Origin of the sequence: Bacterioplanes sanyensis, assembly GCF_002237535.1 — a bacterium.
Classification (GTDB): domain Bacteria; phylum Pseudomonadota; class Gammaproteobacteria; order Pseudomonadales; family Oceanobacteraceae; genus Bacterioplanes; species Bacterioplanes sanyensis_A.
Window position 1 is genome coordinate 1,623,698 of the sequence record NZ_CP022530.1, and the last position, 12,985, is coordinate 1,636,682.

Below are 12,985 nucleotides of genomic sequence, written 5' to 3' on the forward strand. Positions count from 1 at the left end.
GGCGGAGTAATAAAAATGACAAGCAAAGCCAAGCAAACAGTCTTCAAAAAAGCCCCGCTGGCGCTGGCGCTGATGGGGGCGATTCAAGCTCAGGCGCTGGAATTTAATTTCGGCGATGTGAATGCGCAGTGGGATAACACCGTCAGCTATGGTATCGGCTGGCGTGTGGAAGATCGTGATGAATATCAGATCATGCCGGGTAATGGTGGTAAGGGATCGTCTTACAACTACGACGACGGCACGCTCAACTACGACAAGGGTGATATCTACACCCACGTGTTGAAGTGGAGCTCGGATTTAGAAATCAGTTACGAAAACTACGGTGCCTTCTTCCGTGCGCGTGCTTACTATGACGCCGCCATCATGGATGAAGATACCGACTTCAAACCGCTGATCGATGAAACCAAAGACGCGGCGGGTAAAGGCGCCGAGCTGCAGGATGCGTATGTGTGGGCCGATTATTACCTCGGCGATGCACCGGTGAGTTTGCGTGCTGGTCGCCAAGTGGTGAGCTGGGGTGAAAGCACCTTTATTCAGGGTGGCATCAACAGCATCAACCCGGTAGATGCTTCTGCTTTCCGTAAGCCCGGCGCTGAGGTGAAGGAAGGCTTATTGCCAGTCAATATGCTGTATACCTCCATTGGTCTGACGACCAATGTCTCGTTAGAGGCCTTTTATCAGCTGGAGTGGGAAAAAACCCGCTCTGACCCATGTGGCACCTTCTTCTCAACGGTGGATTTCGTTGCTGATGGTTGCGGCCCTGTGGTGTTGGGTGGTGATGCAGACGAGCGCGATATGCTGGAGCACCGCCAGTGGGAGATTGACACCAACGTGCCGATGACTGAGCGCGTTGCGCCAATCACCGAGCGCTTGTCCGACAATGAAGCGAAAGACTCAGGCCAGTACGGTATGGCTTTACGCTGGTATGCCGAAGAGCTGGGTGATACCGAGTTCGGCTTCTACTACATGAATATCCACAGCCGCTTGCCTTATATCTTCGGTGCGGTCAGCAACCAGGACCGTTTGGGTGCAGTTGATGGCGTGCTTGGCGGCGGTAGCTCTGACCCAGTCAATGAAAATGCGTCCTATAACTCTTATCGCCCTGTGTACCAGATTGGATATCCAGAGGATCTCAAAATTACTGGTATTAGCTTTGCGACTTCAACCGAGAGCGGTGCGTCGATTTCTGGTGAAATCAGCTACAAGCCAGATGCCCCAGTGCAGTGGAACGCATTTGAGTTGATCCTGGCTGGTAACGCCGTGCCATGGAGTCGCTTGTATCAGCAGCGTGCCGCTGAAGCTGGCGGTACCGAAGAGGCTCGCCGTTCATTGTATGGTGAGTTGTCGCAAGGCTACGACGAGTTTGATATTTGGCAGATTCAAAGTACTTACATCAAGTTCTTTGACCGTGTGATGGGCGCTGACCGAGTGGCGTTAATTGCTGAAGCTGGCCTGACCTATGTCGATGGCTTACCGGACACCGACGAAGCCCGTTATGGCCGCTCAGGTGCCTACGGCATCGGTAATAACGACGGTGTGTTTGCCGGTTTGCCTGAGTCTTACAACCCATGTACGGCCGACTTTTTGCCAGACGGAACCACTGGGAATAGCTCCAAGAATACTCAGACCAAGCACTGTACCGACGACGGTTACACCACTGAGCTGTCCGCGGGTATTCGCGCGCGCGTGTCGGCCACTTACAACAACATGTTCTCTGGTGTGAACGTGACGCCACAGCTGAGCATCGCCTACGACGAAGGCAACGCGCCAGAGCCGGGCGGTCAGTTTGTCGATGGTCGTTTGACCACGGGTCTGGGAGTGAACTTTGTGTACCTGAATCAAACCTCGTTTGATGTCAGCTACACCAACTTCTCCGGTGGTGATTACAACCAGCTCAAAGATCGCGACAACATTACATTCTCGGCTAAGTACTCTTTCTAAGTTAGAGCTCAGTGCGAACATTATTGAGGTTTAAAACGATGTTGAACAAATACAAACAATGGGGCGGCGCGTTAGCGCTGTCCCTGATGGTCGCTTCTGCACACACGGTGGCGTCTGAGGGCGACGCTGCGAAGCTTAACAATGAGCTGACGCCGATGGGTGCGGTGAAAGCGGGCAGTGGTGATATTCCAGCTTGGAGTGGTGGTTTAACTGCAGCGCCTGCAGGTCACGAGAAAGGTAGCAAACCAACCAACCCTTTCCCGAATGACAAGCCTAAGTTTGTCATCACCGCGGAAAACTATCAGCAGTACGCAGGCCAGCTTAGCGATGGCCAAAAGGCGATGTTTGAAAAGTACCCAGAAACATTCCGTATGCCAGTGTACGAAACGCGTCGTACCGCAGCTTATCCGCAGTATATTTACGATGCTACTAAGCAAAACGCCACGCAAACCAAGCTGGTAGCCGGCGGTAACGGTTTGGAAAATTACGTTCAGGGTGCTCCCTTCCCAATGCCAGAAAGTGGCTTGGAAGCCATCTGGAACCACATCGTACGTTACCGTGGTGGCAGTGTACGCCGCGTAGTTGGCCAGGCAACGCCACAAGCGAACGGTGATTACACCATCGTGCGCTTCCAGGATGAGTTTACCTTCCGTAATAAGCTGTCTGACTTTGATCCGACGCAGGATCAAAACGTGCTGTTCTACTTCAAGCAAGACGTACTGTCACCGGCGCGTCTGGCGGGCAACGTACTGCTGGTGCATGAAACTCTGGACCAGGTAAAAGAGCCACGTAAAGCTTGGGTTTACAACGCAGGTCAACGCCGCGTTCGTCGTGCCCCACAGGTGGCCTATGATGGCCCGGGTACTGCTTCAGACGGTATGCGTACAGCGGATAACTTCGACATGTTCAACGGTGCGCCCGATCGTTACGACTGGAAGCTGATCGGTAAGCAAGAGATGTACATTCCTTACAACTCTTATAAGCTGAAAAGCGGTGATCTGAGCTATGACGACATCGTTAAAGCGGGCCACATCAACCAGGACCTGACTCGTTACGAGCTGCACCGCGTTTGGAAAGTCGAGGCGACTTTGCAAGATGGCAAGCGTCATATCTATGCCAAGCGTGTGTTCTACATTGACGAGGACACTTGGCAAGCATCGGTCATCGATCACTATGATGGCCGTGGTGAGTTGTGGCGTGTGGCGGAAGCGCACAGCCTGATGTACTACGACTACTTGGTGCCTTGGTACGCGTTGGAAGTGCTGTACGACCTGAACTCAGGCCGCTACTTGGCGCTGGGCCTGGATAACGAAGAAGACAATACTTACGAGTTTGGCTTTGAACGTAGTCAACGTGACTACACTCCGGCTGCGCTGCGTCGCTCTGGCCGCCGTTAAGCGAATGGCCCTTCGGGGCCACTGCTGTGCCACTTTTTGTGGTCATAAAGCGATCCTTATGTGAGGGTCGCTTTTTTTTGTGTCCCGATTTATCTCAGTCCGGCTATCTGGGTCCGGCTTTAACAGTTATCTGATCAAGGCGACTCTCGGCAGAGTCAGCGCTGTATTGCTGCTTTGAATAACGAACGACTTATTATTTCCAACAGCTGTTCATGGCGTTTAACTACAATTCTACTGGCTAGCGATCATGATAAATCGCGGCAGTTATGTGAGCAGGTAAATCAAAAACAGTTAATAAGGACTGCATAAAACTGGCTTAGGGCTGTTTCACAACCTGTATACCGATTTGACTTCAAATGACGTACTCTTATAGGCTGATTTGTTGGGGCTGGTGTTGGGTCGCATATGGAAAGTATTTCTTCTCACGCTGTACAAAGTCTAATGAACTATTTGTCCATTGTTGGGCTGTCCCGTGATGACTGTCTTGACGCGATTGGCGTGACACAAGCCGAGCTCAACCGTAAAAACCTCATCGATATACAAAAATACGAAAATCTTTATTGCTTTGCAGAATCAAGATTAAATGATCGAAGTATTGGTTTTAACTACGGCCAACATATTGAACCCAGTCGCTGGGGGGTGTTAGGAGAAATAGCGTACACCAGTAGTACGTTAGAGCAAGCGTTGCAAAGTCAAAGGCAATATCAGTCCATTGTTGGAAGTTCGGGTAATCCGAGTTTTTCTGTTGAGAAGCAATCAATTATTCTGACCTGGTCACCGAGTGGTCGCTATAACTATCATATTGCTGAAGAGCTGCTGACAAGTTGGGTAGCATTCGCCCGAAGAATGACGGCAACTCACCTCTCGCCAGAGCGTGTTTGGTTTTTCCACGAACTCGCAAGTGCCGAAAGGAAGCATCAATACGAAGCTTACTTCGGTTGTCCTGTGATTTTCAGCGAAATGGGAAGACCAAATACCATTGGTTTATCTATGCCTAAGGACGTTATCGGTATTCCTTGCACAACGGCGAGGCCAGAATTAAACCGAACGTTAAAAGTTTACGCCGACTCTTTAATGTCGCAATACTCAATCAACAATTCAGTCTCTGTTGCTAAAGACTATATTGCAAGTAAGCTACCTAATGAGGTGCCATCGTTAGACCAGTTGGCCGCTACTTTATCTATATCAGAGCGAACACTGCAGCGGCGATTGATGGAGTTTGATTCAACCTTTAAGCAACTCGTAGACGAAGTGAAATGTGATATCGCTTTACATTATCTAGTCAATACTAAACTGAGCTTTCAGCATATATCGGATCTGCTAAATTTTTCTGAGCAAAGTGCCTTCAGCCGCGCGGTCAAACGTTGGACAGGAAACTCCCCGGTCGCCTATCGTCAGAAATATCAGACTTTCGTGACTTGACTTCACGCGCCAATCACGCTGTCAGTTGATGTCATTGCTAATTAGTTCTTAAAGTCTACTATTGAGCCTCAAGACGCAATGCCGCCAGTATTTGGTTATCTCGATGGAAGCAGCACAAATTTATTTTAACCCTGACAATCAATGGCTACTCAATGTGGTATTGGCCAGCATGGTGTTGGGCGTTGCGCTGAACATCAAAGTGGCGGATTTCAAACACGTATTAAGGATGCTAAAGGCTGTCGTTGTAGGGTTGATGGCTCAGTTTTTACTGCTGCCTATCACAACATTGCTACTGACGCTTATCCTTGAGCTACCGGCTGGAATAGAACTGGGTATGATGCTGGTGGCTGCCTGCCCTGGCGGTGCAATTTCAAATTTCGTCACTCAGTTGGCGGGTGGAAATACCGCTTTATCCATATCAATGACTGCGATAGCCAGCACGCTTGCTGTTGTTATGTTGCCATTTAACTTTATATTTTGGTCACAATTTAACATCGAAGCGTCTGGCTTGTTAACAGCTATTAGTGTTGATACTTCCGGTATTGTGGTGAGTCTGATATTTATATTGGCGCTTCCATTGATAGTGGGGCTGCTGGTTAATTATAAGTTGCCTGAAGGGGCGAGAATACTTCATCGGTTTTTGAGTGTGACAAGTACATTGGCACTGATCGCTTTTGTTGTCGTTGCAGTGTTTCGTAATAAGCAGATCTTTTCATCAAATATTGAGATGCTACTGATGGTGGTTTTTATCCACAATGCATTGGCGTTTACATTGGGATTTTTCGCTGGTAAAGCCTCCAAATTGAATGGTCGAGACATCAAGGCCACGACTATCGAAGTAGGTATGCAGAACTCTTCACTGGCCATTGCCATTGTCTTTACTCAGTTTGATGGTGAAGCAGGGATGGCGTTGATTACCGCAATTTGGGGCACTTGGCATATCGTCTCAGGGTTGTTGATTGCATTGGTATTTCGCTATATCGGAAATCCCTCTGAAGGACGAATGCCTAATCCGACAAAAGCAGCGAGGTTAAGTAAGTAGAAATGAAGATTTTAATCACTGGTGCCTCTGGTTGTATTGGTTCGGCATTGGTCAAAAGGCTGATTTCCTCAGATCTAAAGAATACTGACGTAATTGAAGGTCCGCTGGAAGTTTACGCAACCGATATTAAGAGCAATCCGTTCAAAGAAGAGCCGGATTTTGTATATCGCCAGCTCGATATCTGCTCCGATGAGTTTTATGACTGGGTTTCTGACTTGACTCCAGATGTTATTATCCACTTAGCGTCTGTGTTGCAAATATCCAAAACTTTAGATCGCTCGAAAGCCTATCAGATAGATGTTGTTGCCACCGATAGGCTGCTTTCAACTGCCACTGATATCGGTGTTTCGAAATTCATTGTTACTACCAGTGGTGCGGCCTATGGCTACTATCCTGAAAACAATGATGGACCAATTAGCGAAGACAGGCCAGCAATAGGCAACTTAGACTACTTCTATTCTGCTCATAAAGCTGAAGTTGAAGCTATTTTGGCAAAGTACCGTGAGCTTTCACCCGAAATGAAACAAGTAGTATTTCGTCCGGGGGCCATTATTGGTCCTGACTTTGATGGTCCGGTGGTGAACCTGTTTCGACAAAAGTTCATCACCGGGTTGCTAGGGTATGAAGGTTTATTCAATTTCATCTGGTCGGAAGATGTGGTCGACTATTTGATAGAAGCTGCAACCACCAGTGTGGAAGGTGTGTATAATATTGCGGGTACAGGTGTTGTATCCCTAAAGCAAATAGCTAAAAAGCAAAAAAAACACTACCTTCCTCTGCCACCAGTCCTAGTTCAAATGTTGCTCGGTATATTGAAACCGTTGGGTATTAGTCAATATGGCCCTGAGCAAGTCAAGTTTATAAAATATCGACCCGTACTCGATAATAAAAAAATACTGAAATATTTTAAGCATCAACCTAGATACAACACTGAAAATGCGTTGTTGGCTTTCTTGGGTCAAATGGAGAAAGATGGATGAAGAGTCATTTGTTTCGATATCTACTGTGTGTGATTACTTTTTTAATCGCTTCCATCAGTGCTGTTGCGAGTCAAGTTACCGTTGTGGATGAGAAGGGTAACCCTTTGAGTAACGTGATGGTTACACAAACGCCGCTGGAAATTTACCAGCTGGATAAATCTGATCACGGCTATGTTCCAGAGAGAACATTAGCCTATATTGATCCGTCTCATACGCGATTCACCGATGATAAAGGCCAAGCCAGGTTTCTACACTATCAAGGTGAGCCAGTTCGAATTAGGATACGAGCGCCTGAGATGGCTGATGTGATGGTTGAAACCGTTGGTGGGGACGCCATTGAACTGGAAATGAAGCCCATCACGGATGCACTAAAACTGGCGGAATCTCGCCCCGCCAATACCTGGTTAGCGGCGCTTGATTTTGGCCAAGATGAAGCCGCTGAGGAGTTAAAGAAACACTATATATTGCAATGCGGCTTTTGCCATCAACAAGGCTCTGCTTTTTTTAGGCGCCCACGTGCTCGGGAAAACTGGCAGGAGATCATGGATCGAATGATTGGCTATGGGGCACGAATCCATGATAATGCACAAGAAACCCTCCCCGATCTCTTGGCAACCGAATATCGACAACTTTACGAGAACCCTGCCAGCATACCGAAAGGCACAAGCTGGTTGCCGATGATACAAGAGTCTCACATCACGTCATGGCCCATTGGCGATGCATTCTCGCAAATGCACGATCTGCTGCACCATTCTAATGGTCTGATTTATGTAGGTGATAACCTACAAGACCGTATGTATGAGATTAATCCAGAAACTGGGGAATTCACCGTTTATAAACTGAAGCGTGAAGTCTACGACGAGCATGGTGGCTTGATGGGTGCTCGGTTAGCTTCATTTCCGAAACACGAAACGTATGCCGGTATTCACTCTTTTGCCGAGTCTCCAAAAGACGGTAATATTTTTATTACCACTTCTTATCAGCAGCGTTTGGTTGAGTTTGATCCAAAAACCAAGGAGTTCACTAACCATCATATGGATGCGGGTTATTATCCGCATACCATTCGCATCGATAAGCAAGATAGAGTTTGGTTCACTATGGCTTTGTCCAATCAAGTCGCCATGTTCGATCGCGTAGAAAAACGCTTTGAACTATTTGACTTGCCGTCAAGGAATACTCAGGAAAGCCTCACCATTTCTTTCATGGGGATCATTCTAAAGCTAATGGAGTGGGGCGTTCCAATTGCCAACTGGGTTAGCATTGATGAGCAATCTTCCGGCTTACCTATGCCATACGGTATCGATATTACGCCAAATGGCGATATTTGGTTTGCCAGACTACTTGCTGATTCTATCGGTAAGATTGATGCCAAAACCAAGCAGGTGACAGTTTACGAAACGCCGTTTAAGGGACCCAGACGATTGCGAACAGATTCAAAAGGTAATCTTTGGATAGCGGCGTTTCCAGAGTCTATGATTGTTAAGTTTGATCCTATAAAGGAGGCCTTCACTAATTATCCAATCCCAGTTTATCCGCTGGGCAGTGAATCCCCTTATTCACTCAATGTCGATACCGAGCGTGATATAGTTTGGATCAATGGAAACACGTCAGATGCGTTATATAGCTATGAAATCGACGCAGATAAGTGGACACACTATCCAATGCCGAAGCGAGTAACCTTCACCCGAGACGTTGAAATTGCGCCAAATGGCGATGTGTATACGACCAACTCTAGCTTTCCCAGCTGGCATATCGAAGACGCGCAGCCTACTTTGATTCGCTTAAAACCAGTCTATTCGATGAAGTAGCGACGGGATAGTAAGGTATCGTTTTATGAGAGTTAACCTATTTCTGTTGTCATGCTTGTTCGCTTTTTTAGCCGGGCATATGGTGAATTACAGTGTAATATTCTTGTCACTTGAGATGTTTAGCTCTCATGCGCTGGCTGGATTAGGGTTCGGTCTGTGTTTTATGCCACCTATCGTTTTGGGGTGGGTGGCCGGTGTCTTTTGTGATCGATACTCGCCTCGCAGCGTTATTCTTATTGCGCAAAACAGTTACCTCGTCAGTTTTATCTTGCTTTCCTTGGTCGTTTACGATGTGGATGGCATGGCATTGAATAGCAAGATCGCACTGATATTGATTGCGGCGTTTTTCTCGGGCATCGGTTGGTCTTTTGTTGCTCCTGCTCGTTTTGCATCGCTACCCTTCTATGTTGATCCGCATAAGCTCACATCGGCCTCTGTTGCCCTCAACTTAGTGGTGATGACAGGGTTTGGTCTTGCCCCTCTTGTACTTAAATTTATTCAAGTAAACTGGAGTTGGACTATGGTGATGATCGTTGGAGCTATTTTTACTCTGCTGTCCACTGCTATTTTGTTGCCATTGTCTTATAAGTTTGTTGGTAAGAAAGAAGAAAAGGCCAAGCAGGAGCTCCTGGAAGTGGTTCAGTTTGTCAGGCAATCTAAGCCTATTATTCAGCTGCTATCTTTGGCTGCCATTACCTATGCATTGATGGGACCCATGCAGGTGCTTTTGCCGAGTGTTGCTAAAGATATACTGAATCTTTCCGACATGTCTCAAGGCCGATATCTAAGTTTGGTGGCACTGGCACTCATTTTTGGGGGCGTAGTGGTTATGTTAGTGAAATCGCGCTTGCACTATGGATGTTTTTTGTTTTTGGCAATTAGCCTAGCCGGTGTGGGTATTGGCACGCTGGGGTTATTATCCGTTTATTCCGTATCTGCTTTGGTGTTAGTGATTGCCGGCGCATTAGGGGGGATGGCAATCAGTTTGATCGTTGCAGGGTTACAGTATTACGCTCCCGATCATCTGCGCGGTAGAATTATGAGTGTTTATACGATCATTAGCCAAGTCATTCCTGCGACGTCCGGTATCATAGCCGGCGCGCTCGCATCATCCGTCAATCTAACACCGGCATTGATCGCCTTTGGTGTGTTCATCCTTTTGTTTTCCATCATCGGATTCTGGCGATTTAATGCGCTACGGCGTACGGCCAGACTAGTCTAACTACATCGAGTGATGCTATGGCGATCTCGTGCTTAAAATTGCGGAAATGACGGGTTGGAAACCGATAACCAAGTCATTCTGGAGGTGATCTGTGCTTTATCCACTAGCAAACAAGGTTGCAATAGTCACAGGTGCAGCAGGAGGCCTAGGTCGTTCTTTGTGTGACGAATTGCTTGCTAGAGGCACTCGCGTTATGGCTACAGATATTGATAGTAACGGCCTTGAAGAACTATCCCGTCAGATCGACTCATCTCGCTTGAGCACCTGTGTCTGTGATGTCACCAAGTATGATAGTTGTACGAACGTTGTTGAAATGACCGAGAAAACCTTCGGTGGTATCGACTTACTATTAAACAATGCTGGCGTTACCCATTTTAACCGCTTTCATGAAGCCGAAATAAAAGCACTTAACACTGTTATCGACATCAATTTGAAGGGCGCTGTTAACATCACTCATGCTTGCATGAATAACATTATTGAGCATGAAGGTTTCATTGTAGGACTATCCAGCGTTGCGGGGTTTTCTCCATTGTATGCACGTAGCGCATACTCAGCGAGCAAATACGGCTTGGCCGGGCTTATGGAAACCTTAAGAAGCGAATGTTATGAATACAACGTCAGTGTGCTCAGTGTTTTCCCTGGATTCATTCAAACCCAAGATGATAATCACGAATCTGCAAGCAGCGCTGATGTAAATAGTAGCAGAACGAACGGTATTGCAAGGCCTGGCCAGGCAACAGCGACACCAGGAAAAACCTTACAACCAGAAGAAGCTGCCGCAGCCATTGTTAACGCAATCGAAAAGAAGAAACGGGTATTACACTTGGGGTCTTTAGCGAAAAGTGCCTATTGGCTTCATAAAATAAGCCCTTGGCTCTATGAAAAAGTCATGCTGAGGAAAATATCTATGGAGTTGAAAGCAGTCTAGAAATTATTACTTGATAATAAGTACGATAGCTTCGGTAGGAATTTTCAGGCAATACTTCAAAGTGTTTTACAACGAGTATCATGCCGGCGGCCGTTCAACCTGTCGGGGAGGCTTTGTAGTGATCGTTGTTTTGGCGCTTACGGGATACACAGGTAAACAGAGGTGAGACAAGTTGGCGCTTGAGTTTCCAGCTTGAGTTTAAACATCTCACGATCGCACCGTGGCCCAAGCACCAAAGCAAAAAATGACATCAGCGGCTGGTAGGGTGCGGTTTTGACCAACAAGACATTCGAAGAAAGGTGTGTCGAACTTATGTGTCGATTTTGTTTCGCTTTGGTTCGACTTGGTTTTTAGCCGTTGGTGAACGCTATGCGAAAAATCCTGTATCCATTTGCTTAGCAGGAGCAGCCATTCATTAGGATGAATTCAGGCTTTTGTATGTCGCTCAAAAACGTTGCAGAGGTTCGTCAAACAAGCTGGCTTGCTGTTCTCGCAATGCCAACAGGTGTTGTGACCAAAAAGCGTGGCCGGTAAACCAAGGGAAGGCACTCGGAAAGGCCGGGTCCGACCAGCGCTGACTCAACCAAGCCGCATAACGCGCAATCCGCAATGTGCGTAGCACCTCAATACTCACTAACTCCTCACTGGGGAAGGGACGAAATACCTCGTAACCCTCTGCGATGGTTCGAATTTGCGCCTGTTGCTCATCGCGCTGACCACTCAGCAGCATCCAGATGTCTTGAATGGCCGGCCCTTGTAGGCAGTCGTCGAAGTCGACGAAAAACAGCGCTTGGTCGCGTAATAGCAAGTTGCCACTGTGCAGATCGCCATGCAGGCGCAAGGTGTTCCACGGCAGCTGTTCAGGCAACTGCTGCGCCAATGTTTGCATGGTGCTTTGATAGGCGTCGCGATAATCCTCCGGCATCAGGCCGGAAGCCAGCACTTGCTGCGCCGCTTGGCTTAAATCTGCTGCCGGCTGAATAGTGTGGCGATGTTGAAAGGGTTGCCGTGCGCCCACTTGATGAATGCGTGCCAACCAACGGCCAATCAGCTCCAGGTCGTGCTCGCGGCTTAACTCTGGCGCATGTCCTCCCCGGCGCGGAAACAAGGCAAAGTGATAGCCGTTGGCGTTGAACAGGGTGTCACCTTGGTGCTGCAGGGGTGCCACGACCGGCACGTCTTCTTCGGCCAGCTGCAATAAAAAGGCATGCTCCTCTGCGATGGTGGCGCGACTCCAACGATTGGGCCGATAGAACTTGGCGATCACAGGCTGCTCATCTTCGATACCCACCTGATACACCCGATTTTCATAGCTGTTGAGCGCTAAAATGCGGGCGTCGCACTGAAAACCAAGGGACTCAACGGCATCCATCACCGAGTCGGGAGTGAGGTCTGAATAAGGCAGTTCTGGGGTGGTCATAAATCAACTCGGGGTTGTAGTACAGTTGTATCGCAGGGCGAGAGTAGCGCAGTTATGTCGCGGGGCGAGATTTGGTGGCTCGCGCCAAAGCCCAGCATCCTACCAGTTTTACCCCCCTCTGTTTTAGTAACTGCGCCGCACGATGCATCGTGGCTCCGGAGGTCATGATGTCGTCGACCACCAATATATGCCCAAACTCAGATACATCAGGCAAGGCAGATGGCGGCAAGCACTGCAGGCTGTGTTGTAGGTTGGCGTGGCGCTGAGCCACCGATAGGCCGCGCTGATCTTGCTGCGCTTGCAGCTGGAAAAGACTCAATAGCGGGCGATCGATGCACAGTGCGACACTGGCGGCTAAGGATTCGGACAAGTTAAAACCGCGGCGCAGGCGTTTATAGCGGCTGGATGGAATAAAAGTCACGGCATCTGGCATCACCGCTGGTGGCGCGAAGTGGGACCTGGTCAGCTGGTTCAAGCGATCATGCCAGTGCAAAGAATGTTGATCTTTACAACGTAGCACCCAGCGATCGATCGGAGCCTCGTAGGTAAAGGCTGTGCTGGCATACTCAAATGCCGGTGGACGTCGCTGGCAGCGGCCACAGCGGCGCATGTCGGCTACTGCAGCAGGTTCTGCACATTGGCTGCAAGCCAATAGGTTATGGGGTAATTGCTGCTGGCAGCTGTGACAAAGAAAGCGTTGCGACGAGTCCAAACCGCCCAAGCACCATTCACAGGTCGATTGCGCCGACATAAAGGCAGTCAACTGTTGGTTGATAATTGACCAGAGGTTGCCCGGATGTTTCATCTAAGTTGACCGCTACCCGG

General features: G+C 48.3%; 10 protein-coding genes. 8 read left to right on the top strand and 2 right to left on the bottom strand.

The window, feature by feature from the left end; all coding sequences use genetic code 11:
* Nucleotides 1-15: 15 nt before the first annotated feature.
* The 8 genes from CHH28_RS07760 (at nt 16) to CHH28_RS07795 (ending at nt 10,740) form a co-directional block, all read left to right on the top strand.
* Nucleotides 16-1,941, top strand: coding sequence for a DUF1302 domain-containing protein (locus CHH28_RS07760; RefSeq protein ID WP_094059766.1), 1,926 nt, complete (start codon nt 16-18; stop codon nt 1,939-1,941).
* Nucleotides 1,942-1,979: 38 nt separating this feature from the next.
* On the top strand, nt 1,980-3,338 hold the full coding sequence (locus CHH28_RS07765; RefSeq protein ID WP_094059767.1) for a DUF1329 domain-containing protein: 1,359 nt from the start codon (nt 1,980-1,982) through the stop codon (nt 3,336-3,338).
* Nucleotides 3,339-3,743: 405 nt separating this feature from the next.
* Nucleotides 3,744-4,760 (top strand): AraC family transcriptional regulator, encoded by a 1,017-nt coding sequence (locus CHH28_RS07770; protein ID WP_094059768.1) that lies wholly within the window; start codon nt 3,744-3,746, stop codon nt 4,758-4,760.
* A gap of 103 nt (nt 4,761-4,863) precedes the next feature.
* Nucleotides 4,864-5,802 carry a bile acid:sodium symporter family protein gene (locus CHH28_RS07775; RefSeq protein ID WP_094059769.1) on the top strand — a complete coding sequence of 313 codons (939 nt, stop codon included), beginning with the start codon at nt 4,864-4,866 and terminating at the stop codon, nt 5,800-5,802.
* Nucleotides 5,803-5,804: 2 nt separating this feature from the next.
* The gene (locus tag CHH28_RS07780) at nt 5,805-6,782 is read left to right on the top strand and encodes an NAD-dependent epimerase/dehydratase family protein (RefSeq protein WP_094059770.1); all 978 of its coding nucleotides are present in this window, start codon (nt 5,805-5,807) and stop codon (nt 6,780-6,782) included.
* On the top strand, nt 6,779-8,590 hold the full coding sequence (locus CHH28_RS07785; RefSeq protein WP_094059771.1) for a hypothetical protein: 1,812 nt from the start codon (nt 6,779-6,781) through the stop codon (nt 8,588-8,590). The genes CHH28_RS07780 and CHH28_RS07785 overlap by 4 nt, the downstream gene beginning before the upstream one ends.
* A 25-nt stretch (nt 8,591-8,615) precedes the next feature.
* Nucleotides 8,616-9,812, top strand: a complete 1,197-nt coding sequence (locus CHH28_RS07790; RefSeq protein WP_094059772.1) for an MFS transporter — start codon at nt 8,616-8,618, stop codon at nt 9,810-9,812.
* Between the two features lie 91 nt (nt 9,813-9,903).
* The gene (locus CHH28_RS07795) at nt 9,904-10,740 is read left to right on the top strand and encodes an SDR family NAD(P)-dependent oxidoreductase (protein ID WP_094059773.1); all 837 of its coding nucleotides are present in this window, start codon (nt 9,904-9,906) and stop codon (nt 10,738-10,740) included.
* Between the two features lie 445 nt (nt 10,741-11,185).
* On the opposite strand, the gene CHH28_RS07800 is transcribed toward CHH28_RS07795, so the two are convergent.
* On the bottom strand, nt 11,186-12,160 hold the full coding sequence (locus tag CHH28_RS07800; RefSeq protein WP_094059774.1) for a serine/threonine protein kinase: 975 nt from the start codon (nt 12,158-12,160) through the stop codon (nt 11,186-11,188).
* A 52-nt stretch (nt 12,161-12,212) separates the two neighbouring features.
* Complete coding sequence (locus CHH28_RS07805; RefSeq protein ID WP_094059775.1) at nt 12,213-12,965, bottom strand: ComF family protein; 753 nt, start codon at nt 12,963-12,965, stop codon at nt 12,213-12,215.
* Nucleotides 12,966-12,985 lie beyond the last annotated feature (20 nt).